The 21223-nt window shown below is 59.1% G+C and carries 22 protein-coding genes; 13 read left to right on the forward strand and 9 right to left on the reverse strand.

Features of this window, described 5'->3' with window-relative positions; translation table 11 throughout:
* Nucleotides 1–54 precede the first annotated feature (54 nt).
* The 3 genes from DW233_RS05035 to DW233_RS05045 all read right to left on the reverse strand — a co-directional run bounded on the left by DW233_RS05035 (nucleotide 55) and on the right by DW233_RS05045 (nucleotide 2859).
* Nucleotides 55–990: a D-2-hydroxyacid dehydrogenase gene (locus DW233_RS05035; RefSeq protein WP_117806729.1), complete on the reverse strand. Its 936-nt coding sequence runs from the start codon at nucleotides 988–990 to the stop codon at nucleotides 55–57.
* 130 nt (nucleotides 991–1120) lie between these two features.
* On the reverse strand, nucleotides 1121–2008 hold the full coding sequence (map, locus tag DW233_RS05040) for a type I methionyl aminopeptidase (protein ID WP_117806728.1): 888 nt from the start codon (nucleotides 2006–2008) through the stop codon (nucleotides 1121–1123).
* Between the two features lie 74 nt (nucleotides 2009–2082).
* Nucleotides 2083–2859, reverse strand: coding sequence for a radical SAM protein (locus DW233_RS05045; RefSeq protein WP_117806727.1), 777 nt, complete (start codon nucleotides 2857–2859; stop codon nucleotides 2083–2085).
* A 176-nt stretch (nucleotides 2860–3035) separates the two neighbouring features.
* Here DW233_RS05045 and DW233_RS05050 point away from each other — a divergent pair, with 176 nt between their 5' ends.
* The 8 genes from DW233_RS05050 to DW233_RS05085 all read left to right on the forward strand — a co-directional run bounded on the left by DW233_RS05050 (nucleotide 3036) and on the right by DW233_RS05085 (nucleotide 9965).
* Complete coding sequence (locus tag DW233_RS05050; RefSeq protein WP_158567805.1) at nucleotides 3036–3833, forward strand: alpha/beta fold hydrolase; 798 nt, start codon at nucleotides 3036–3038, stop codon at nucleotides 3831–3833.
* Between the two features lie 211 nt (nucleotides 3834–4044).
* The gene (locus DW233_RS05055; RefSeq protein ID WP_117654971.1) at nucleotides 4045–5928 is read left to right on the forward strand and encodes an HD domain-containing phosphohydrolase; all 1884 of its coding nucleotides are present in this window, start codon (nucleotides 4045–4047) and stop codon (nucleotides 5926–5928) included.
* 23 nt (nucleotides 5929–5951) lie between these two features.
* On the forward strand, nucleotides 5952–6308 hold the full coding sequence (locus DW233_RS05060; protein ID WP_117840239.1) for an Hpt domain-containing protein: 357 nt from the start codon (nucleotides 5952–5954) through the stop codon (nucleotides 6306–6308).
* Nucleotides 6309–6537: 229 nt separating this feature from the next.
* Nucleotides 6538–7098 (forward strand): hypothetical protein, encoded by a 561-nt coding sequence (locus DW233_RS05065; RefSeq protein WP_118267025.1) that lies wholly within the window; start codon nucleotides 6538–6540, stop codon nucleotides 7096–7098.
* Nucleotides 7099–7106: 8 nt separating this feature from the next.
* Entirely contained in the window at nucleotides 7107–7436 is a 330-nt protein-coding gene (locus tag DW233_RS05070; RefSeq protein ID WP_118267027.1) for a helix-turn-helix transcriptional regulator, read from the forward strand.
* A gap of 144 nt (nucleotides 7437–7580) precedes the next feature.
* Nucleotides 7581–8342 (forward strand): ABC transporter ATP-binding protein, encoded by a 762-nt coding sequence (locus DW233_RS05075; protein ID WP_118267029.1) that lies wholly within the window; start codon nucleotides 7581–7583, stop codon nucleotides 8340–8342.
* Nucleotides 8339–9163 carry a hypothetical protein gene (locus DW233_RS05080; protein ID WP_118267031.1) on the forward strand — a complete coding sequence of 275 codons (825 nt, stop codon included), beginning with the start codon at nucleotides 8339–8341 and terminating at the stop codon, nucleotides 9161–9163. The genes DW233_RS05075 and DW233_RS05080 overlap by 4 nt, the downstream gene beginning before the upstream one ends.
* A complete protein-coding gene (locus tag DW233_RS05085; RefSeq protein WP_147357132.1) occupies nucleotides 9147–9965 on the forward strand; it encodes a hypothetical protein in 819 nt (272 codons plus the stop codon). Before DW233_RS05080 ends, DW233_RS05085 begins: the two co-directional genes overlap by 17 nt.
* Nucleotides 9966–10077: 112 nt before the next feature.
* Here DW233_RS05085 and DW233_RS05090 read toward each other — a convergent pair whose 3' ends face one another.
* The 6 genes from DW233_RS05090 to DW233_RS05115 form a co-directional block, all read right to left on the reverse strand.
* Nucleotides 10078–10887, reverse strand: coding sequence for a gamma-glutamyl-gamma-aminobutyrate hydrolase family protein (locus tag DW233_RS05090; protein ID WP_118267035.1), 810 nt, complete (start codon nucleotides 10885–10887; stop codon nucleotides 10078–10080).
* 88 nt (nucleotides 10888–10975) lie between these two features.
* Entirely contained in the window at nucleotides 10976–11740 is a 765-nt protein-coding gene (locus DW233_RS05095; protein ID WP_117746439.1) for an amino acid ABC transporter ATP-binding protein, read from the reverse strand.
* Nucleotides 11741–11776: 36 nt separating this feature from the next.
* Nucleotides 11777–12610 (reverse strand): amino acid ABC transporter permease, encoded by an 834-nt coding sequence (locus DW233_RS05100; RefSeq protein ID WP_089572308.1) that lies wholly within the window; start codon nucleotides 12608–12610, stop codon nucleotides 11777–11779.
* Entirely contained in the window at nucleotides 12607–13266 is a 660-nt protein-coding gene (locus tag DW233_RS05105) for an amino acid ABC transporter permease (protein WP_118267037.1), read from the reverse strand. Before DW233_RS05105 ends, DW233_RS05100 begins: the two co-directional genes overlap by 4 nt.
* Before the next feature lie 138 nt (nucleotides 13267–13404).
* Nucleotides 13405–14400, reverse strand: a complete 996-nt coding sequence (locus DW233_RS05110; RefSeq protein ID WP_118267039.1) for a glutamate ABC transporter substrate-binding protein — start codon at nucleotides 14398–14400, stop codon at nucleotides 13405–13407.
* 456 nt (nucleotides 14401–14856) lie between these two features.
* Nucleotides 14857–16638: a 1-deoxy-D-xylulose-5-phosphate synthase gene (locus DW233_RS05115; RefSeq protein WP_118267041.1), complete on the reverse strand. Its 1782-nt coding sequence runs from the start codon at nucleotides 16636–16638 to the stop codon at nucleotides 14857–14859.
* Between the two features lie 228 nt (nucleotides 16639–16866).
* Here DW233_RS05115 and DW233_RS05120 point away from each other — a divergent pair, with 228 nt between their 5' ends.
* The 5 genes from DW233_RS05120 (at nucleotide 16867) to DW233_RS05140 (ending at nucleotide 21207) form a co-directional block, all read left to right on the forward strand.
* The gene (locus DW233_RS05120; RefSeq protein ID WP_118267043.1) at nucleotides 16867–17424 is read left to right on the forward strand and encodes an HD domain-containing protein; all 558 of its coding nucleotides are present in this window, start codon (nucleotides 16867–16869) and stop codon (nucleotides 17422–17424) included.
* 3 nt (nucleotides 17425–17427) lie between these two features.
* Nucleotides 17428–18447 carry a putative ABC transporter permease gene (locus tag DW233_RS05125; RefSeq protein ID WP_233547946.1) on the forward strand — a complete coding sequence of 340 codons (1020 nt, stop codon included), beginning with the start codon at nucleotides 17428–17430 and terminating at the stop codon, nucleotides 18445–18447.
* Between the two features lie 198 nt (nucleotides 18448–18645).
* The gene (locus DW233_RS05130; RefSeq protein WP_118267045.1) at nucleotides 18646–19923 is read left to right on the forward strand and encodes an ammonium transporter; all 1278 of its coding nucleotides are present in this window, start codon (nucleotides 18646–18648) and stop codon (nucleotides 19921–19923) included.
* Between the two features lie 208 nt (nucleotides 19924–20131).
* Nucleotides 20132–20470, forward strand: coding sequence for a P-II family nitrogen regulator (locus DW233_RS05135; RefSeq protein ID WP_117734256.1), 339 nt, complete (start codon nucleotides 20132–20134; stop codon nucleotides 20468–20470).
* Nucleotides 20471–20544: 74 nt separating this feature from the next.
* A complete protein-coding gene (locus DW233_RS05140) occupies nucleotides 20545–21207 on the forward strand; it encodes a TetR/AcrR family transcriptional regulator (RefSeq protein WP_158567806.1) in 663 nt (220 codons plus the stop codon).
* Nucleotides 21208–21223 lie beyond the last annotated feature (16 nt).

Consider the following 21223-nt stretch of genomic DNA (forward strand, 5'->3'; position numbering starts at 1 on the left):
ACGGCGGGCTCGCAGCGTCGGCTCATTACGCCGTTCGTTAGAACGGCGTAATACTTAGTGTTCGATCCAACAACGTAGCGTCTCGCCCGCCTGCAGGTGACGCAGATTCTCCGCGGCGATGTCGACCACGTTATTGAGCGTGGCTTCTAGGTGGAACCAGCCGGAGACATGCGGCGTGATGAGCATGTTGGGCGCATCCCACAGGGGGCTTGTCTCAGGCAGCGGCTCGGGGTCGGTGACGTCGACCGCGGCGCCGGCGAGATGCCCCGACTCCAGGGCGGCAACTAAGTCGTCGGCAACTACAAGGTCTCCGCGGCCGCCGTTGGCAAAGAAGGCACCTGGTTTCATAGCGGCAAAGAACTCCGCGTTCGCCAGACCGCGGGTCTCGGGCGTGCTCGGCATAAAGGATGCGACGATGTCGGCCTCTGCCAGGCGCTCAGGTAGGGCGTCCATGCCGTCCATGTCCTCAAACACAATGGGGTAGACGAGTGGATGGCGCTTGATGCCGCGGACGTGCGCGCCCATGCCGCGGCAGAGCGTGGCAAAGTGACCGCCGATATCGCCCGCGCCCAGCACCAGCACGTTGGCGTTTTTGAGCGAGGTAACTGGCCCCAAATCCTCCCAGCGATGTTCACGCTGCAAGTCGTGATAGCCGGGCAGGCGCTTCATCATGGAAAGGACCATGGCAAACATGTGCTCGCTCACGGCCTGGCCGTAGGCGCCCACCGAGCAAGACAGTTTGGCGTCGGCTGGCACGGTGCCGGCAGCCAAGTAATCGTCATAGCCCGCGGTCTGTAGTTGCAGCAGCTGGAGGTGCTCGCATGCGGTAAGTAGGGCAGGGTCTATGTTGCCCAAGATCACGTCGGCGTTGGCGACTTGTTCGCGCGTGATAGCGTCGGCGCTCGTGTAGATAAAGTCCTCGCCCGGAGCGCTCGACTCAAGAATTGCGCGATGGCGGTCGTTGACGGGCAGCAAAACCAAGATGTTCACAAGCAGTCCTTTCCGCTTGACCCGCCAAAAAGGGACAGGTTTATTTTGGCGGGTTTTATCAGGCAAAACGTTCAAACAAAAACGCCGGATGCTAGACGAGCGTGCCCGTCAGCATCCGGCGCATCCACGGCTACCAGCTCAGCAGCTCGTAGCCGTCCTCGGTCACCACGAGCTGTACCTCGCACTGGGCCGAATCGCTGCCGTCCTTGGTGCGCACGCACCAACCGTCACCCTTGCTAATCTTGATGTCGGGCGCTCCGGCGTTGACCATGGGCTCGATGGTAAAGACCATGCCCGGAGCCATGATGGTGTCTACATCGGGCGCCTCGGTGGTAAAGCCCACAAACGGGTCCTCGTGGAACTCCTTACCGATGCCGTGTCCGCCGTACTCGCGCACCACGCTAAAGCCGGCGTCCTCGACCGTCTTTTGCACGGCCTCGGCCATCACGGATAGCGGCAGCCACGGCTTGACGGCCGCCAGACCCGCCTCCACGCTGGCGCGGGTGACGTCGACCAGGCGCTGGCGCTCGGCCGAGACTTCGCCGATGCAGAACATACGGCTCGAGTCGCTAAAGTAGCCGTCCAAGATCGTGGAGCAGTCCACGTTGATGATGTCGCCCTCGTGCAGCACGTCCGTATCGCAGGGGATACCGTGGCAGACCACGTCGTTGATCGAGGTGCACACGCTCTTGGGATAGCCCTCGTAGTTGAGGTCGGCCGGCGTGCCACCGTGCTCGACGGTGTAGTCGTAGATCATCTGGTCGATCTGGTTGGTGGTCATGCCCGCGGCGATGTGCTCGCCCACGTAGTCGAGCACGCCTACGTTGATGGCGGCCGAACGCTTGATGCCCTCGATATCGGCGGGCATCTTGTAGAGCGTGCGGGGCAGAACCTCCCAGCCCTCTTCCCACAGGCGCTCGAGGCGCTCGTCGAAGGCGCTGTGGCATTTCTTATATTTTTTGCCGCTGCCGCACCAGCAAGCGTCGTTGCGGCCGGGCACGGGTTCATTGTCAAACATGGCTAACTTCCTTTCATTCGCAGCTAGTATAGCCCACCCCATCAGCCAAGTACCGGGTAGTCTGTGCGGTTCTGCTAGTAGCTCACCTGGCAGGGGATGCCGAGCGCGCGCACGCGTGCGGCGATTGTGTCGAGCACCACGGGCGCTGCTTTGGCAAGGCCGGCGACCGGTGTCTCGCGCGCCACCGTGTAGATGGTCGCCTCCTGCGGGCGAATGCGCTCGAGTGCCGCGAGCCAAGGGCCGACGTACGCTTCACCAGTGTTATCGAGGGACTTGCCCTGGTACTCGCCGTTCAAAAAGATCGTCTGGATAATAACGTGGCCGTTAAAGCTCGCGAACGTCTCGATCTGGTGCTCGACGTCGTAGGGGCCAACGGGCTGGTCGAGCAGCTGGATAAAAGCCGGGTCGACCGTATCGAGCTTGAGGATGTTGTCGTCGACCATCATGAGCGCATCGTGCACAGCGGGCTGGTCAGCGCGCGTGCCATTGGAGAGCACGGCGATCTTGGTGTTCGGGGCCAGCTGGTCGCGAAGTGCGATGGCGCCGGCGATAGCCTGCGGAAACTCCGGTGCGGCGGTGGGCTCGCCATTGCCGGCGAAGGTGATTACATCGGGTAGCTCACCCTCGGCTGCCATCTCGCGCAGCTTGGCCTCGAGTGCGTCGAGCACCACGGCGGCCGTGTTATACGGCTCATGGCAGGGGCGCTCGGCGTTAAGGCCGTTCTCGCAGTAGATGCAGTCGAACGTGCAGATCTTGCCCGACGCCGGCATCATGTTGACACCGAGCGAAAGGCCCAGGCGGCGACTGCGCACCGGTCCAAAGATGGGGCTGACATTTAAAAACGTAGACATAGGCATATGCTCCTTGGGACAGTTGTGCCTAAGCATAGCATCGGTGCCAAAGTCTGATTCGGGCTTGTGCTTTTCAGATTTCGTATTTTCACGCTGCCCTCGATGTCCGCGCTATGAGAGGTTTCCGGTTGGGTACAGTTAATGCGTTAACAAGGTGCAAGACGATGGGGCACAACATGGATTTTACGGTCGAGAATGCGGGCACCACGATTGCCTGTCGCGAGTTTGCCGAGCCGGGCGTGCCGTCGGATGCGCCTGCCTTGGTGTGCGTGCACGGCGCTTGCGTCGACGGCACATTTTTTGACGGGATCGCCCGCGAGCTCGCCTGCGGCTATCGCGTAATTGCCTACGACCGCCGCGGTTGCGGCGAGAGCGGCGATGCCGCGGACGGGCGCTACGACCTCGCCGCCCAGGCCGCCGACCTGCAGGCCGTTATCGAGCATGTCGGCGCCCCGGCAAATGTCCTCGCGCACAGCGCCGGTACGCTGGTGACCCTGGAGCTTCTCCGTACAAACCCGGCCATTGTCTCGCGCGCGATGCTGCACGAACCCGCCGTGACAAACGAGGGCGCTGGCCTGGGCACGGCCCCGGTTTTGCTCGAGATGATTGCTGCGGGAAAGGTCTCGAGGGCATTAAGAGCCTTCCTGAGTGCCATCGGTGATTCGGATCCTCAAGCTCCCAAGACAACCGAGGCGGAAGCCAAGCATGCCCTGCGCAACGGCCGCAGCTTTATGGCAAACGAATACGGGATCATTATGACCTGCGTTCCCGATTGGGATCGCGTCCGCGCATCGAAAACGGTGGCCGCCGTGTTTTTGGGCGAGCTCTCGATTGGCACGCCCCGCGAAGCGGGCACGAGAGCGTCGGCTGAGCTTTTGGGCTGTCCGCTCGTAACGGTCCCCGGCGCGCACAACGGGCTGCGCGATCGACCGGTAGCGGCTGCCCAGGCCGTCCGTGGCGTCCTAGGGTTCTAGCAGCCGCAATAATCAAAACGGGCTTTTCCCGTAAACATTTCGACCGTGTTAACAGATGCGCCCAGAACCTTACGGCTGCGGCTTCAGCCCTACCGTCTGCCAGCTCATGAAAAAGAAACGGTATTCACGTGTGTACCTGCATCGACAAGGTGCTACCCTTGTAACATTTGGCACCCACTGCTACCAAGCAAAACTACTGAAAGGGCCCCCTATGCTCAATAATCACGAGGCCAATCTAACCGACGAGGAGGCTGCCGCCGAGGTCGCCCGTGTCGCGAAGACCTACCCCGTGGTACGTTTGCTGTCGGTCGACCAGATTAAGGGCGATCCCAACTGCCTGCTCGCCGGCGATCGGTGTCCCTGTCTGCGCCAGTCAAGTCTTGAGGCCTTGGCGGCAGGTTCCGATGAGGTGTCGGAACAGCTGCTCAACGATGGCGTTGAGTACCGCGCTCGCCTGCGTCCTCTGAAGGTCGAGGGCGAGCCTCACGTCCTGCTGATGGTGCGTCCGATTGATGAACAAGAGGCCGCAGAAGAGGACCTTGTCTACACCGACGTGCTGACGAGCGTGCGCAATCGCCGATATTACGAGGAAAAGCTTCGTAGCGCCCGTATGCAGGCCGGCGTGGCCATGATCGACCTTGATGATTTTAGGGCCTTCAACGATACGTATGGCCGCCATGCCGGCGACCTTGCGCTTGGTGCCGTGGCGACGGCCATACGCAGCGGTGTTCGTTCGACTGACGAGCTTGTGCGTTTTGGCTGCGATAAGTTTGTGGCCGTCATGCCCAATATTCCCTCTGATGACTTTGCCCGTCGCCTGCGTCAAGTATCCGATGCCGTTCATTCCACGATTATTCCGGGGCATGAGCGCGTTAGCTTGACGGCATGCGTTGGTGGCGTTCGCATTAATGGCGAAACGGTCGATGAGGGTGTTAGCCAGGCTGTCCAATTATTGAGCCGCGCTAAGGCAAAAGCCGGTACAGTCGTGACCGATGCCGAATCCATCGAGGCCTTCCAAAGCGAAAAGCCTACGGTGCTTATTGTCGATGACTCCGAGATGAACCGAGCCATTCTCAACGAGATGCTCAAGGACGAGTATTGCATCCTCGAGGCCGATAACGGTCGCGCGGCGCTCGACATGGTCGACCGCTATGGCGATGAGTTGTCGCTCGTGCTGCTGGACATTGTCATGCCGGGCATGAACGGCTTTGAGGTGCTGGGCGATCTGTCGCGTCGATCGAATATTGACAATTTGCCCGTCATCATGATCTCGAGCGAAGATTCCGACGAAGTGGTGCTGCGTGCGTATGAGCTTGGTGCCTCGGACTATGTCAACCGCCCGTTTGACTCCCGTGTCGTGCGCCGCCGCGTAAGCAACACCATCCGCCTGTATGCCAAGCAACGCCGTCTGACGAGCCTGCTGTCTCAGCAGTACAACGAGCGCGTCAAGAACAGCCGCATGCTCATCGACATCATGGCCGGCGTCATGGAGCTCCGCAATGGCGAGAGCGGCAGGCACGTTACGAACATCGAGAAACTGACCGAGCTGCTGCTTGGCTGCCTGGTCCACCGTAGTGACAGCATCTCCCTCGACAACGAGGAGCGCTCTACGATTGCCCTGGCTTCGGCACTGCACGATATCGGCAAGATGTCGATTGACGATGCGATTCTCAACAAGCCCGGGCGCCTCACGTCCGAGGAGTTCGAGATTATGAAGACGCATACCACGATCGGCGCCGACATGCTGCATGAGCTGGGCCGCCATCACGCCGGCAATGCGCTTATGGAATATGCGTACCAGATTGCGCGTTGGCACCACGAGCGCTGGGACGGCAAGGGTTATCCCGATGGCCTTAAGGGCGACGATATCCCCATCGCCGCACAGGTGGTTTCGGTGGCCGACGTATACGATGCGCTGACGAGCGTGCGCGTGTACAAGGATGCCATCCCGCACGAGGAGGCGATCCAGATGATCCTGGACGGTAAGTGCGGCACCTTTAACCCGCTGCTGCTCGACTGTCTGCTCGAGGTGCAAGACCGTATTGCCGAAACATTGGCGCGCCCTGCCGAGGTCGTTGCGCTTCCTACGATTTAGTTTGACCAAAGGAGTTTTAATCCATGATTTCCATGCGTGAGGCGTATGAGAAGATCGGCGCCAATTATGATGACGCGTGCGCTCGGCTGATGGGCGAGGAGATGCTTGCCCGCTTTGCCCTCAAGTTTTTGGATGACGAGAGCATGGACAAGCTGGAGGCCGCCATGGCGGCAGGAGACGCCAAGGAAGCGTTTATGGCAGCTCACACGCTCAAGGGCGTGAGCCAGAACCTGGGATTCGATAACCTGTACGAGCCGGCGGTCGTGGTGACCGAGGCGCTGCGCGGCGCCGATGCCGTTGACGGCGCTCGCGCGGGAATGCATGCGTTGCAGCAGCAATATGCGGCTACGATGTCGGCCCTGCGCGAGGTGGCCGAGTAAGAGCTCGCGAGCTTTGATGGCTATGAGAGTGGATAATCTCCCGTTTTAGGTCCGGTGGCGGCCTCAAAGTGGGAGATTATCCACTCTCGTTCGATACGTGTCCAAAATCCACTCTCACCCCTTCTGATTAGTGAATGGGTTATGCGCACTGGCGGGGCTTTCCGCATGCAATCCATATCGTTGTTCGATAAACTGTTCGAATAACGATAGAGTCGATGAGGGTGAGTGTATGTCCAACAGCGTTCAGCGTATGGCCAAGGCGGGCGAAAATATCAGGAAGCTTGGTTTTTGCATGGCAACCGTTTTTGCAGGGATGCTCGTCGCTTTTGCCGCGTTGGTTGTTTACGTGATCTGGTATGCGGTTGCAAACGTTGCTTCTGTCGATTCTTTCGGTGTCGTGACGCTTCTCGATGGCGGGTGCATCGTTATCCCAAGCGGACTGTGCCTGGCACTCGTCGTGGGTATTTCGCTTGTCGTTTTGTGCGGGATCAGCCGTAACATCTCTCGGGGCGTCTCGCCCTTTACCAAGACGCATGTGCGGCTTATCCGTGTTCTCGCGCTTGCCTTTGCTGTTAACGCCACGGTTTCGCTTGTTGGTGCCTATGGATCGGTCAATCTCACCATTGGCGGACTGGAGCTTTACATCGTGCCTCATTCCTTCGTTATTGAGATTTGCCAAGGCGCTACCTTTGATGCGGGGTCGTTTATCGGCGCAGTTGTCTGTCTGTTTATCTCGGCGATCTGGAGTTATGCCTCGCTGCTCCAAGAGCAGTCTGACGAGCTTGTGTAGGAGGAAACATGAGCTATCTCATCATCGAGCTTGAGACGCAGCTGCTTAAGACCGGAAAGACCAGTGCTGATCTGATTCGAGCGACGGGGCATACTCCGGCTAATATTTCAAAGCTTAGAAACGGAAAGATAAAAGCTATTCGCCTAAAGACGCTCCTCGATATCTGTGATGAGCTTGATTGTCAACCGGGAGATATTATTCAGCGCGTGAGTGAGAAAGAGCTTGAGGAGCTTATTGTTGAGCGTGCAAAAAACGTTGTGAGGCAGATGCGGGACGGCGGAGGCAATGAGGCGTCGCTTCCGGCATCAGTCTTTGCTGTCGATTTGAGCGACGAGTAGCTTAAGGCGAACAACTAAAACGAAATATCAGCGTGAAGGGACCCGTGTCTAACACAGGTTCTTTCTTTTAGATTATCTTGACAAATATGAGTTATCGAAAAACAATAACAACTATGGAAAACGATAAAATAAAGAAGGAACGATATGAGCGGTTTTGCTATCAAGCGGAACGGGAGGCCAATGAACGTATCAACGATAAGGCTATCAAGGGTGTCAAAGCGCTATGGGAGGCGCCGCGTTTTGCATGACGTTTCCTTCGAGGTACATCAGTCTGAGCTCTGCGCCCTTGTTGGTGCAAACGGGGCGGGCAAAAGCACGCTTATTAAAATCGTATTGGGCCTCTGTGAGCCATCGTCGGGGAGCGTGGAACTCTTCGGAGGCAAATCAAAAAAAGAGCTTAGCCTGATGCGGACGCGTGTCGGCTATGTACCAGATTCCAGTGGAGCATACCAATCTCTCAGTGCGGTTGAGAATCTTCAAATCCGATGTGCGGAATGGGGGCTTGATGAGAAGAGTGAGATTCCTCGCGTTTTGAGCCTAGTCGGGCTGGATGCCGATGAGAAAAAGAGCGTGAGCAGTTTTTCTCTGGGAATGAAACGGCGGCTGGATATAGCTACAGCTTTGTTGGGTGACACTGATCTGCTTATTTTTGATGAGCCAGCAAACGGGTTGGACCCGCTGGGCATCGAGAGTATATGGGCCCTTATCGGTCGATTGAATCGAGAGCAGGGTAAGACCATGCTCATCTCTAGTCATGATTTGGATGAGCTGGCATCGGTTGCAACAAGCTGCCTGTTTCTTCATGACGGCGAACTGCTGAAAAAGGAATCGATGGACGTCATAAGGGATGAGGCGCCATCCCTAAAAGAGTATTACAGGCGCTTGATGAAGGCGGTCTCGCTATGAAGCGGGCGATCCATCCCATAAAGGCAGATATGATGCGTTTGCACAGGATATTTCCGGCGAAGTTTGGTCTTGCGCTTATGCTGGCGTTCGGCCTTCTCTTCGGCATCTTTCTAAAAAACGGAACAACGTTGCTCGCCTTTGGCTATGGCGTTTGTGGGGAGGATATTGGTTTCCTCTGGAATGCAATCGATCCTTCTGCGCCTGATGAGTCCCTTGCGCGCAGCGCTTTTGCCGGTACATCCCTGTTCGTTCCACTCATCGTTTGTTTGGTGCTTTTACAGGAGCATGGCTATAAAGAGGGATACCGAATTTCTTCAGCAAGAGGTCTCGCCCGTTTTAATGGGGCTCTGGCCCATGCATTTTCGTCTGCTTTAATAATTGGCGCAGCGTATAGCGCGCTTTGCCTTCTTCTTTTTGCAATAGCCATAATACGTGGAGGGCATAACTACTCGCACAACATACTAACTGTATTTTTGCCTGCAATGATAGTCAACGCCGTATTGGTGATATCGGTTGCGCTGGAGACGGTGACCATCTATCGGATAACGGGCAGCGCTGTATTGAGCGGGGCTGTGGTAATAATCGGATTTGTCATGAGCTTGACGCTCTACGGAACTTACCTTCAGACGCCCATACCGTCCTTGCGATGGATTTTCTTTCTTCCGGGGCCGTATCTTGGAGTCGGATGTGCCCTTGGGTATAGCGATATGGGCCAGCTGACGCTTCTGGGATATGGCGTGGCAGCCAGCTGTCTATCGGTATTGATTTACGCTCTCGTGAGCTTTCGTGCCGGGGGTGTGTTCAATGGCTCGTCAGATTAAAAGATTCCTCCATTCAGAATGGAAGCATGTGAGCAAATGGGCGTACGCCTTAATCCTGGTAATTTATGCGTGCATGGTGGTATTGCAGCTTAATTCTTTCCCGATGTGGCTCTGTGGCCTCCGTGAGAACAGTTTCTTGGGCTTTTTCCCAGACCCGACGCTTCGGCTATCGGCGGAGGATGCCCTTCTATTTGGTAATGCAGAGGTTTTTCGCGGTCTGCTGTTCAACGTAGCCCCGTTGGCTCATGCATTGTTCTTTCCGTTCATTGCTGCTTGTATTGTGCCGCGCTTTGTCAGTTCGGGCTTTGTCGAGGAACCGTGGGGGCTGTCGGAGGCCCGGGGAGGGAAGCGTGTGTGCGCTATCGTTGCGCGAGCGATGCTGTCTTCTTTCGCCCTTTTGGGCGCGTTTATCCTGACGAGTGTCGTTTTGTACTGCCTTAATTGCACGATCGTTTTGGATGCTCAGCAGTATTTCAACCTGCATGTATTTTGCTATCGACTTGTTCTTGCTGCCGCCGCCTGCCTTGCATACGTGGTTTCTTGCGTAATCGTTGTTTCCTATTTTGGGTCCGGCTTCGGTCCGATTGGCATGCTGTTGCTTGTCAACGTTGTAGCGATCTACATACAGATCGGGGCCAATTCCATGCTTCCGCTTCCAGCCTCGATGCTCATGTGGATTTGCGGCGTGACCCCGTTGGGGGACGGTCAATGCGTTTCGATTTTAATTGACTGCCTCATAAACGTAGCAAGCGTTTTTATCATTTGCTTTACTGTCGACCGATTGCGGTCGAGATTTCTCTGATTGTTTGTGAGGGATAATCATACCGAGCATATCAAATACAGGGGGGGCGGGCACCGTAGCTGGTGTCCGCCCCCCCCCGGCTTAGGAGGCTTTAACCTGAGTGGTTCGCGAGCTAGCGGGCCTGCTTTACCTTTGCCGCCGCCTCGACAAACGACTTCCACAGGTTAAAGTCGGTCTCGAGCGTCTTCCACGTGTACTCAGGGTGCCATTGCACGCCCAAGCAGAATGGCTGGCCTTCGACCTCGATGCACTCGGGAACGCCGTCGGTTGCCTTGGCGACCAAACGCGTGCTCTTACCCAGATGATCGACGCAGCAGTGGTGTGCGGAGTTGGTCTGGATCAGCCTGTGCCCGCCAACCGCGCGCTCCAACAGCGAGCCCGGCACGACCTCGACGGGATGCACGGGGTCGTTGAGCACGTGGGTATGGCGCCACTGCGTGCGGCCCTCGCGAGCGCCCAGGCTCGGCACGTCCATGCACAGGGTGCCGCCAGTGGCGACGTTGAGCAGCTGCGTGCCGCGGCAGGTGGTAAAGAGTGGCTTTTTGGCGCAGAGCACCTCGTTAACCAGCTTAAACTCAAAACGGTCGCGAATCTCGCAGCACAGTGTGGGGTCGTAGGGGCGCTCGTCGCCCCAGCGCTTGGGGTTGACGTCCGGGCCGCCGGGAATGGCGATGCCGTCGGCGATGTCGACGTAATGACGGATAACCTCAATGTCCTCGGTGATGGACATCTGCAGCGGCAGGCCGCCGGCGGCAAGAATGGCATCGACAAAGACACTGGCGATTTCCTCGTTGGGGGAGAGCGTCTCGCTCAAAAACGGCTTTGCCTCTTCCCAACGCGGTGCGACGAGGATGAGTGGGCGGTCGGCGGGGTCGACGTTGACATGCGGGGTGTAGGACGATGAGGTGCGGGTTCCGATCATGGGCGTGGCTTTCGAATCCGGGTGGACATGGCGCAGGGGCGGCGCGGGGCAAACGCTGTTGATGAATTTGCCCCGCGTGGCAATGGGGTTAGTGGCCCTTGATGGAGTTGAGGAAGTCCTGGGCGCGCTTGGTCTGGGGATGGTCGAAGAACTCGTCGGGTGTGCCGGTTTCCACGATCTGGCCGTCGGCCATAAACACGACGCGATCGGCAACGCGGCGGGCGAAGTTCATCTCGTGCGTGATGACGATCATCGTCATGCCCTGCTGGGCTAGACGGACCATGACCTCGAGCACCTCGTTGATCATCTCGGGGTCAAGGGCGCTCGTGGGCTCATCGAAGAGCATGGCCTTGGGCTGCATGGCAAGAGAACGGGCGATGGCCACGCGCTGCTGCTGGCCGCCCGAAAGCTGTGCGGGCACCTTATCGGCCTGTTCGGCAACGCCCACGCGGCTCAACAGATCCATGGCGCGCTCACGAGCCTCCTCCTTGGAGACGCCCAGCACATCGACCGGTCCCAGCATGACGTTTTGCAGCACCGTCATATGTGCGAACAGGTTGAACTGTTGGAACACCATGCCCAACTCGGCGCGCATGCGGGCAAGATCCTTGCCTTCCTGCGGCAGGGGCTCGCCCTCGATGAGGATCTCGCCCGAGTCGATGGTCTCCAAGCGGTTGATGGTGCGGCACATGGTCGACTTGCCCGAGCCCGAGGGACCGATCACGACGACGACCTCGCCACGGTCGACCGAGAGATTGATGTCGTTGAGGACGTGCAGATCGCCGTAGTGCTTATCGACGTGTCTGAGCTCGATCAGCGGCTGATTGCCGGTGGAAGAGGTGCTCTGTGCCATGGTGCTCGGCTCCTTATGACTCGAAATGGTAAATCGTTAGCGGATGATGGTCGCGCCGGTCTTGTGCGAGACGTAGACGGCGGCCTTGTTGATCGCGACGTTGATGAGGATATAGATGACCGCGATCACCAGGTAGACCGACACGAGGGCGTCGTAGTTGGTAATGAGCACGCGGGCATTTTGCATGAGGTCGGGGTAGCTCACCACATAGGCGACGGTGGTGTCTTTGACGACGACCACAAGCTGCGAAATCAACGACGGAATGATAAACCGAATAGCCTGGGGCAATACGATTTTAAAGGTGATTTTAGCCTTGGAGAGGCCGAGCGCCTGGGCAGCCTCGACCTGGCCGCGCGGCACGGCGTTGACGCCGGCACGGAAGATTTCGGCCAGTACACCGGCTGCGGCGAGCGCGACGGGAAGCGTGAGCATCCAAAACGACGGCAGCGCAATCTTGTACTGGGGCAGCACCAAAAAGAAGAAGTAGATGAACAGAAGGCTCGGCACGCCGCGGAAGAAATCGGTGAGCACGCGGCAGACCAGCTGCAGCGGCTTAATGTCGCTGGTGCGACCGAGCATAAGGGCAAGGCCGAGCACCAGCGCGATGGCGCCGGCGGTGAGTGCGACTTTAACGGTGCCCTCAAAGCCGGCAAGCAGGAACTTCCAGGTGGTGAGGTGCGTAAAGAAATACCAATAGTGGACCGAAAGCTGACCGGTCACATAAAAGCGCTGCAGCACGAGGGCAGCGAGCGCGGCGACGGCAACCAGCGAGATAACGGTGCCGATGCGAATTTTGGCGCGCATCTTGGGGCCGGGAGCCTCGTAGAGCGCATCGCGCATGGTGAGCGCGGGAGAGGAGTGCTTGCTCATCGGAGGATCCTCACCTTCTTATCGATGTAGTTGCCAATGTGGCTCACCACAAACGCCGTGCCCAGGTAGCCGAGCGCCGAGATAAAGAACGCGGCGACGCCGCCGAGCGAGCGCGTGTTGATATAGCTCACCACGCCGGTGAGCTCCTGGGGCTTAAGCGGCACCTGACTGCCGAGCGCGGTGGTGAGCATGACGGCGATAAAGAGGTTGGTCATGGGCAGCACGCTCGAGCGCAGTGCCTGCGGAATCACGATCTTGGCGAGGATGCGGTTGAAGCTCATGCCCAGCGAGCGGGCGGCTTCCACCTGGCCGACGCCGACGGTGTTGATGCCGCTCATGAAGTTCTCGGAGCCAAAGGCGGAGCCCAGCAACACCGTGGCGACGATAACGCAGGTACGGTAGGGCAGAGCGACCTTGAGTGGCGGCAATGCGTAGACGACGATGATGAGCAGCGCGATGCCGGGGATGTTACGGAAGACCTGGACATACAGGTCGCCAAAGACGCGCAGCGGCTTGAGCGGCGACACGCGCATCACGGTGACGGCGACGGCCAACACCATGGCGATGGCAAACGACTCAAGCGTCATGCCCCAGGTTGCTAGCAGCGCGTCAATGTAGTTCTGGCCATAGAGCGACCAGAGCTCGGAGAGACTCATGCGGACCTCCCGCCGATAAGGAAAGGGGCTCCCGTGTGTACGGAAGCCCCGACAACTCAGTAAGGAAACAGTTTAGCGCAATAAAGCGCACCGTGCGTTTCCGTATGGTTTCGTTGCGGCCGTTACTAGGCGCGTTGCCTAGGCGCCGATCTCGGGCAGCTCGGGAACATTGGTGTCGCCCGTGCGGTCACCGATGCAGATCTGCCACAGCTCGGTCCAGGTGCCGTCGTCCTCGATCTTCTTAAGGAAGTCGTTGACAAAGGCGACGCCGTCGGAATCGAGCGGCAGGCCGATACCATAGGGCTCCTTGCTGCCGAAGGGCTTCCCGGCGATCTTATACTTACCGGGCTCGCGGACCAGGGCGCTCTGCTGCATGTTGTTGTCGATGACGTAGGCGTCAACGCGACCCTGCTGGAGTGCCTGGCGGGCCTCCTCGTCGGTCTTGAACTCCTGCTGGCTGGCCTTGGGAGCGAACTCCTCCAGGATGGCGGGGCCGTTGGAGCCGGACTGGACGGCGACGTTCTTGTCGGCCAGGTCGTCGACGCTCTTGATGTCGTCGTTGTCGGCGAGCACCAGGATGGCCTGCTGGGTGTAGTAGTAGGGGCCGGCAAAGGAGACGAGCTTCTTGCGCTCGTCAGTGATGGTGTAGGTGGCAAAGACGGCGTCGACCTGGCCGTTCTGCAGGACGGACTCGCGCGTGTCCGAGGTCACCTGGGTGATCTCGACCTTGTTCTCGCCCAGAATGTAGTTGGACAGAAGCTGTGCGATACCGGCGTCGAAGCCGCGGGTCTGACCGTCTTTCTCGTTGAGGAGGGAGAAGAGCGTGGAGGTCTGAACGCCACCGATCTTAAAGACACCGGCGTCCTTGACGGCCGTGGCCCAGGTGCTGGCGGCGATGGCATCGTCATCGGCCTTGGGGCCGTTGTCGACGAGCTTGTCGAATGCCTTAGCGTCGAGCGTGGTGGAAGCCTCGGCATCTTCGGAGCTCTTGGAAGAGCCGGCGGCGGAACCCTTGTCGGCCTCGGCGCTGGTGTCGGAGCAGCCGGCAAGACCAAGGCCGGCGACGGTTGCGAAGGTGGCGGCGACGAAGCCGCGGCGGTCGAGAACGACCTGCTGGGAGAGGTTCTTGCTCATGGTAGAACACCTTTCTCAATAAAATCCCTAGCGGTTGAGTAGAGTTATACCCTATCGCGCTCAAATGGGTCAACACGAAATAACTCAGAAACATACTTACCTTATGGGTTATTCAACCTACCAAAAAGGGACAGGCACCTTTGTGGTGGTTCTGGCCGATGCAGCGGCATGCCTTGCTGTTTTGTCTCGATCTGTAACATCTGCAGCCATTTTTGCCGAGTAACTGTTACAGATCGAGATCATCTCCTTAGGGGGATTCGAATGTCTCGATCTGTAACAGTTAGGCGGACAAAAGCTCCCTTTCTGTTACAGATTGAGACAAAGGTCAGGGGCAAAGACGGTTTGTCTAGATCTGTAACAGTTAGACGGGAATTCGGGCCCTAGATGTTACAGATTGAGATAATCGCGCCGCGAAAATAAAAACCTCCGCAGGGGTGCTTCCCTTGCGGAGGTTTTTTACTCGTTAAGTAGCCTAACGGCTTCGGCGGCCATGTTCTCGGCCGTCATGCCGTTCTGAGCGAGCAACTCGTTGGGGTCGTAGCGGTCGGGGAAGCCCTTGGCGATGCCAAAGGTGCGCGTGCGCACGGGCGTGCAGGCCAAGTAGCACGCGACGCGCTCGCCCCAGCCGCCGTCCAAGATGCCGTCTTCGAGGGTGACGACAACGCGATGCTTGGCGGCAAGGCTGTCGAGGAACTCGCGGTCGAGCTCGGTTGCATAGCGCGGGTTGACGAGCGTGGCCTCGATGCCGTATCCGGCTGCCAAGCGGTTTGCCACACGCTCGCCCAGCTCAAAGAAATCGCCGAGCGCGAGCACGGCCACGTCGCGGCCCTGGCGCACCACGTTGTAGCGCGCGACACCGTAATCGGCGTCCTCGGCAGGCGCCAAGTCGGGGCGGCTTACCAGGCCAATGCCGGGCACGCGAATCGCCACAGGATGCTCGCGATGGTCGAGCGACCAGCTCAGCATGGACAGGTATTCCTCCATGCAGGAAGGCGCCAGGTAACGCATATTGGGGAGAGCGCCCAGCATGGAAATATCAAAGAACGAAAGATGCGTCTCGGATGTGGTGCCAAAGATCGACGCGCCAAATACAAGGATGGTCGCCGGGGCGTCGTTGAGGCACAGGTCGTGCCACAGCTCGTCATAGGCACGCTGCAAGAACGTACCGTACACGCCAAAGACCGGCTTGGCACCCGAGCGGGCGAGCGCGGTGGCAAAGGTCACGGCGTGCTCCTCGGCAATGCCCACATCGACGAACTGTTTGCCGGCGGCGGCGCGAAGTTCGGGCGTAAAGCCCATGATGTAGGGCGTTGCGGCCGTGATGCCCACAACCTGCGGATCGTGCTCGATGGCGGCGCTGAGCGCCTCGCCCGTAATGTCGGCATAGGTGCGCGGCGCAGGCTCGCTCGGATGGCCCGGGCAGAGCTTGCGCCCAGTCGCCATGTCAAACGGGCCCACATGATGCCAGCGCTCGGGGTCGCTCTGGGCTGGCTCAAAGCCTTTACCCTTGGCGGTGGAGACGTGCAGCACGATGGGATGATCGATATCGCGCAGCTCCTGCAGCGTGTCGACCAGGGCCAACACATCGTTGCCGGCGTCTAAGTAGCGATAGTCGAGCCCCATTGCGCGGAAAACGTTGCGCTCACAGGTGCCGTTGCTGGCGCGCAGCGCGGCCAGATTGCGATACAGGCCACCGTGGTTCTCGGCAATGGACTGGTCGTTATCGTTGACGATGATGACCAGGTTGCTGTCGAGATCGGCGGCATTGTTAAAGCCCTCAAACGCCAGGCCGCCCGAAAGCGAGCCGTCGCCAATGATGGTGATGACGTTGTACGCATCGCCCGCCAGGTCACGAGCGTGCGCAAGGCCGCAGCCCAAGCTCACAGACGTGGAGGTGTGGCCCATGGCGAACAGGTCGTGCTCGGACTCGTCGGGATTGGCAAAGCCAGAAGCCTCACCATAACGCTCCGGATCAATATAAGTGTACGCGCGCCCGGTCAGCGCTTTGTGTGCGTAGGTCTGGTGCGACACGTCAAAGACAATTTTGTCGGTGGGGGAGTTAAACACGCGGTGGAGCGCGACCGTGAGCTCAACGACGCCCAGGTTGGGGGCAACGTGTCCGCCGACAGCGGCGGAGCTTTCGAGGATGGCGCGGCGAATCTCGTCGCAGAGCTGCGGGAGCTCGGCGCGATTAAGAGCCTTGACGTCCTCGGGCGTTGTCGTTTGCGTAAGCAGCATCGTTGTTGGTTACTCCATGCGAATCGAGCGCCGGCGCTCCCTCGGCCGGCACAATTGCACAAAACAGTCTCGCACATTTTGGCGTTTGATATGTGACGGCGGCGCGGTAATTCGCCAACTGGCGGGGCAAAACGTTTTGTCTGATGCCATACTGGTAGATTCGATGATGATTTTATTCAATGCGTGCAGGCCGTGGCATGCCGCCGTGAGCCGCTGGAAGGAGGCAGCATGTCTGATGCCGTTCGTGCCGAGAAAATCGCGTACGAGGTCGACTATGCCGCCCGTCAGCTGGCCCAGGCGGGCCGCTTGGACCTGACGCACGAGTTTATCCAGCATGGCGATGTGACGGTGTATGCGCATGTGACCTCGGTGGCGCGGGCAAGTCTGTCATTTGCCGAGCGCTTGGGCCGTGCGGGCATTTCGGTCGACCGCGCCTCGCTGCTGCGCGGGGCCCTGCTGCACGATTACTTTCTCTATGACTGGCACGATCCCGACCCAAGCCATCGACTGCATGGCTTTCGTCACCCGTTTTTTGCCCTGGCGCGTGCGGAGGAAGATTTTGAGCTGACGTCGCGCGAGCGGAATATCATCGTGCGGCATATGTTTCCGCTGGTGCCGGTGCCGCCGACGTGTCGCGAGGCATGGATTGTGTGCCTGGCGGATAAATGGTGCGCACTGCGCGAGACGATTGCCGGCCGTCTGCCGCGCAAAGGCGGCGCGAACGATTTGAACGAGGGCCCGAGTGACGGCTCGAGCAAAGAATCGAACGAAAAGAGGAGTGGGTAGACGGTGGGAACCGCGATCGACATGGCATTTGACGGCGCGACGCTTGCCGCCTGTCCGCTCTCGGCGCTGGTACTCTCGTTTGCCTTCTACGGTTTTTGCGGCTGGGTATGGGAGTCGACAGTCTGCGCCATGCTCAACCACGGACGCTTTGCCAACAGCGGCTTTTTGCTAGGGCCGTGTTGTCCCATCTACGGTGCGGGCGGCATTGCGTGCTGGTTGCTGCTGCGTGGAATCCCAGACGCCTCGAGCCAGTTTGTCGCTGCCGCGCTCGTATGCAGCGTGATCGAATATAGCGTGGGCGTGCTGTTGGAAAAAACGACGGGTGCCCGGTTTTGGGATTACTCGCATCTGCCGTTTAACCTGCACGGACGCATCTGCCTGTACTGGGCCTGCGCGTTTGGCTTGGGTGCGTTGTGTATTTGCCGTTTAGTGGAGCCGGCATTGCTGGGGCTGCTTGGCCATCTGCCGGTGCTAATCGTGCGCTTGGCCGCCTTTATCGTCGCGGTCGCGATGATGGTCGATGCGGTGTGCTCGTTGGCGAGCTGGCGGCGTCTGTCCGATCAGCTTGAGCGTGTGCGTGCCGACCTTGCCGACCGCATCAACGAGTCGCTTGCCGATGCCTCGGACTCAATGCTCGAGCGCATTCCCGAATCGACGATTGACTCGGTGACACAGACGCACATCCGCAGCCGTGCCGTTAACGCGTGGCTGGCCGAGCTGGGTGACGCCGCGCTCGATGCCCTGCGCGAGAAGGCTTCGATGCCGACGTTTATCGCGGATGGTGCTCGCGGCCTGGCACTCGCTGCCCGCCGCGTGGCCGATGCCGCGCCGAGCATGCCGCGTCCGTCACTCAGTCGTCGCCTTGCCGGCAAGCGCATGAGCCGTCCGGTGCCGAGCGTGTCGCTCAGCCGTCGCGACCTGCGCTTCTTTAATGCCTTCCCGCGCTTGCGCATCAACCGCTACGAGGGCGTCATCCGAGCCACCGACCTTCGCGACCGAGCCCGCGAGCTGTTCCGGCGCTAGCTGGGACGGGCGCGCTCACGGCTCCCTTGCTTGCGTATTTCCCGTTCGTTTCGCGCCCGTTGCCGCGCCGTTTCCAAGATTGCGGCACCGTTTCCATTCGACAACGCAGCGTTTAACAACGCCGTATCTGGTCTACACCAGTTGCTCCTCGGCCGCATTATGGGCGCCGACAACGTCCATGCGACCAAGGGGGAGCGAATGTACGATACGGGATCGACAACGTTTATGCTCATCTGCACCATGCTCGTGTTTTTAATGACACCGGGTCTGGCGTTTTTCTATGGAGGCCTGTCCAGGCGCAAAAATGTCATCAACACCATGCTCATGTGCTTTGGCGCCATTGGCCTGGTCGGTGTGCTGTGGATTGTTGCCGGCTGGTCGCTGGCCTACGGCGGCGACGGCTCGAGTCCGTTTACTGGAGGCCTTGACCAGCTTCTGTGCCTGCCGGTGCTCAACCAGGTGCTGCAGGCGGCCGAGGGCAACGCCGCGGACGGCGCCGTCTACCCCCAGATCATCAACATCGCCTTCCAGATGGCGTTTGCCATGATCACCGCCGCCATCGTCACGGGCAGCCTGGCCGGCCGCGTTAAGTTTGGCGCCATGACGGCTTTCCTGGGCATTTGGCTGCTCGTGGTCTATGCGCCGCTCGCCCACATGGTCTGGGGCGGCGAGGGCTCCTTTATCGGTGACATCATCGGCGCGCTCGACTTTGCCGGCGGCGACGTGGTGCACATTTCGTCTGGTCTTACCGGCCTGATCCTCTGCTTAATGCTCGGCCGCCGTCGCGGTTTTGGCATGGTGAGCTATCGCCCGCATAACGTGCCGTTTGTGGCGCTCGGCGCCGGCCTGCTTTGGTTTGGCTGGTTTGGCTTTAACGGCGGCAGTGAGTTTAAGGCCGACGCCGTGGCGGCGCTTGCCATCTTTAACACCGTGACGGCCAGCGCGGCGGGCATGGTTTCGTGGCTTGTCGTTGAGCGCGTGCACACCGGTCGCCCCACGCTGGTGGGTGCCAGCACCGGTTTGGTCGCGGGCCTCGTGGTGGTCACGCCGGGCGCGGGCTTTGTCGAACCGTGGGCAGCGCTGGTCATGGGCCTGATTGTCTCGCCTGTCTGCTACTTGGCTATCAGTCATCTTAAGACTAAGTTTGGCTACGACGATGCGCTCGACGCGTTCGGCTGCCACGGTATCGGCGGCATTTTGGGCGGCGTTCTCACGGGCCTGTTCTGCGTGCCGGAGCTTTCGTGGACCGGTAAGGGTGGCCTGTTCTACACGGGCGACATGTCACTGCTCATCTCGCAGGTCCTGGGTATTGTGGTGACGGTCGCCATTGTGCTGGTGCTCGACTTGGTGATCGCCGCGGTGGTCAAGGCGCTGTTCCACGGCAGCCTGCGCGTGGACGAGGCCGACGAGGCGCTGGGCCTGGATACGAGTCAGCACGGCGAGAGCGCATACCCCTCATTCTCCGGACTCGATTAGCAGCTTCCCCAAGCACCGCACCTTGCCGTTCAATCGTCGCTCACGTACTTAAGTACGCTTCGCTCCTCTTTCACGGCAATCTGCGGCACTTGGGAAACCTGCTAAGACCAGTCAGTTGAACTTTTTTGATCTCTGAGGTTGGTTTACGGCACCTGGGAAACCCGCGTCTCATGTAAAGGGATACGTTGATTATTGAGAGGAATTCACTATGAAGAAGATCACGGCGATCGTTCGTGCCGAGAAGCTTGAGGTTCTTAAAGATGCGCTGTTTGCTGCCGATGTTCGTGGCATGACTATCAACCAGGTACAGGGCTGCGGCGCTCAACATGGCTGGAAAGAATACGTGCGCGGTAACGAGCTACTCGTCAACACGATTCCTAAGGTGCAGTTCACCCTCATCTGCGCCGACGAGCATGTCGACGGTATCGTTGAGATCATCTGCAACGCAGCTCGCACCGGTGCCGTCGGCGACGGCAAGATTTGGGTCGAGCCGGTCGAGGAAGTCATCCGCATCCGCACCGGCGAACACGGCCCGGCCGCGGTGTAGAATCGACCGTCTGCCATCCGCAACGTTAAAATACTGCAATGAGGCATAAGGCTTGCGTTGCGGATGGACGGATTATGGGTCGCAATAAATATCCCGAGGAGACGGTCGCGAAGATTCTCGACGCGGCACAGGAGCTATTCTGTGCACAGGGTTATGAGGGGACGAGCATTCAAGATATCGTTGACCGTCTCGATGGCATGACCAAGGGTGCTGTTTATCATCACTTCAAGAGTAAAGAAGAGATTTTCAACGCCGCGTTTGATCGGGCGATGACTCCGATTGTTGAGCACCGCCGCTCGATGCTTGGCGTCGGTAATATGACCGGCGCCCAAAAGCTAAAAAGGCTTTACGCTCCCGAGTCCGTTGTTCCGCAAATTGAGCTATGGGCACGTATGCGTCCTGCAGCAGATCCGCTAAAAAGCTCGCGTCTTCTGGCGATGCAGTACCAGGGCTCGTTTAACGAGTCTGCCGATGGCTATCTCTTGCCGGTGATCGAGGAGGGCATCGCCGACGGATCCATTGCGTGCGAATGTCCGCGTGAAGCGGCGGAGGCCGTATCGTTGTTGGTGAATCTTTGGCTGCTGCCGCTGTTCCGTCCGCTTGAGCCCAAGGATCGAATGCTCGCTCGCGCTCAATGTTTGGCGCAGATGGCTGCCGCGGTGGGACTCGATTTGGGGGAAGAAGTGCTTCAGACAACGGCGCAGATTTGGGACGTATGGGACCGCGCCGGGTGGTAATATAGATACCAACGGT

It is taken from the genome of Collinsella sp. AM20-15AC, from assembly GCF_003471405.1.
Lineage (GTDB): Bacteria > Actinomycetota > Coriobacteriia > Coriobacteriales > Coriobacteriaceae > Collinsella.

Coding starts and splice junctions, on each gene's coding strand:
- map (WP_117806728.1), bottom strand. CDS start 2,008: ATGTTTGACAATGAACCCGTGCCCGGCCGCAACGACGCTTGCTGGTGC.
- DW233_RS05045 (WP_117806727.1), bottom strand. CDS start 2,859: ATGTCTACGTTTTTAAATGTCAGCCCCATCTTTGGACCGGTGCGCAGT.
- DW233_RS05050 (WP_158567805.1), top strand. CDS start 3,036: ATGGATTTTACGGTCGAGAATGCGGGCACCACGATTGCCTGTCGCGAG.
- DW233_RS05055 (WP_117654971.1), top strand. CDS start 4,045: ATGCTCAATAATCACGAGGCCAATCTAACCGACGAGGAGGCTGCCGCC.
- DW233_RS05060 (WP_117840239.1), top strand. CDS start 5,952: ATGATTTCCATGCGTGAGGCGTATGAGAAGATCGGCGCCAATTATGAT.
- DW233_RS05065 (WP_118267025.1), top strand. CDS start 6,538: ATGTCCAACAGCGTTCAGCGTATGGCCAAGGCGGGCGAAAATATCAGG.
- DW233_RS05070 (WP_118267027.1), top strand. CDS start 7,107: ATGAGCTATCTCATCATCGAGCTTGAGACGCAGCTGCTTAAGACCGGA.
- DW233_RS05075 (WP_118267029.1), top strand. CDS start 7,581: ATGAGCGGTTTTGCTATCAAGCGGAACGGGAGGCCAATGAACGTATCA.
- DW233_RS05080 (WP_118267031.1), top strand. CDS start 8,339: ATGAAGCGGGCGATCCATCCCATAAAGGCAGATATGATGCGTTTGCAC.
- DW233_RS05085 (WP_147357132.1), top strand. CDS start 9,147: ATGGCTCGTCAGATTAAAAGATTCCTCCATTCAGAATGGAAGCATGTG.
- DW233_RS05090 (WP_118267035.1), bottom strand. CDS start 10,887: ATGATCGGAACCCGCACCTCATCGTCCTACACCCCGCATGTCAACGTC.
- DW233_RS05095 (WP_117746439.1), bottom strand. CDS start 11,740: ATGGCACAGAGCACCTCTTCCACCGGCAATCAGCCGCTGATCGAGCTC.
- DW233_RS05100 (WP_089572308.1), bottom strand. CDS start 12,610: ATGAGCAAGCACTCCTCTCCCGCGCTCACCATGCGCGATGCGCTCTAC.
- DW233_RS05105 (WP_118267037.1), bottom strand. CDS start 13,266: ATGAGTCTCTCCGAGCTCTGGTCGCTCTATGGCCAGAACTACATTGAC.
- DW233_RS05110 (WP_118267039.1), bottom strand. CDS start 14,400: ATGAGCAAGAACCTCTCCCAGCAGGTCGTTCTCGACCGCCGCGGCTTC.
- DW233_RS05115 (WP_118267041.1), bottom strand. CDS start 16,638: ATGCTGCTTACGCAAACGACAACGCCCGAGGACGTCAAGGCTCTTAAT.
- DW233_RS05120 (WP_118267043.1), top strand. CDS start 16,867: ATGTCTGATGCCGTTCGTGCCGAGAAAATCGCGTACGAGGTCGACTAT.
- DW233_RS05130 (WP_118267045.1), top strand. CDS start 18,646: ATGTACGATACGGGATCGACAACGTTTATGCTCATCTGCACCATGCTC.
- DW233_RS05135 (WP_117734256.1), top strand. CDS start 20,132: ATGAAGAAGATCACGGCGATCGTTCGTGCCGAGAAGCTTGAGGTTCTT.
- DW233_RS05140 (WP_158567806.1), top strand. CDS start 20,545: ATGGGTCGCAATAAATATCCCGAGGAGACGGTCGCGAAGATTCTCGAC.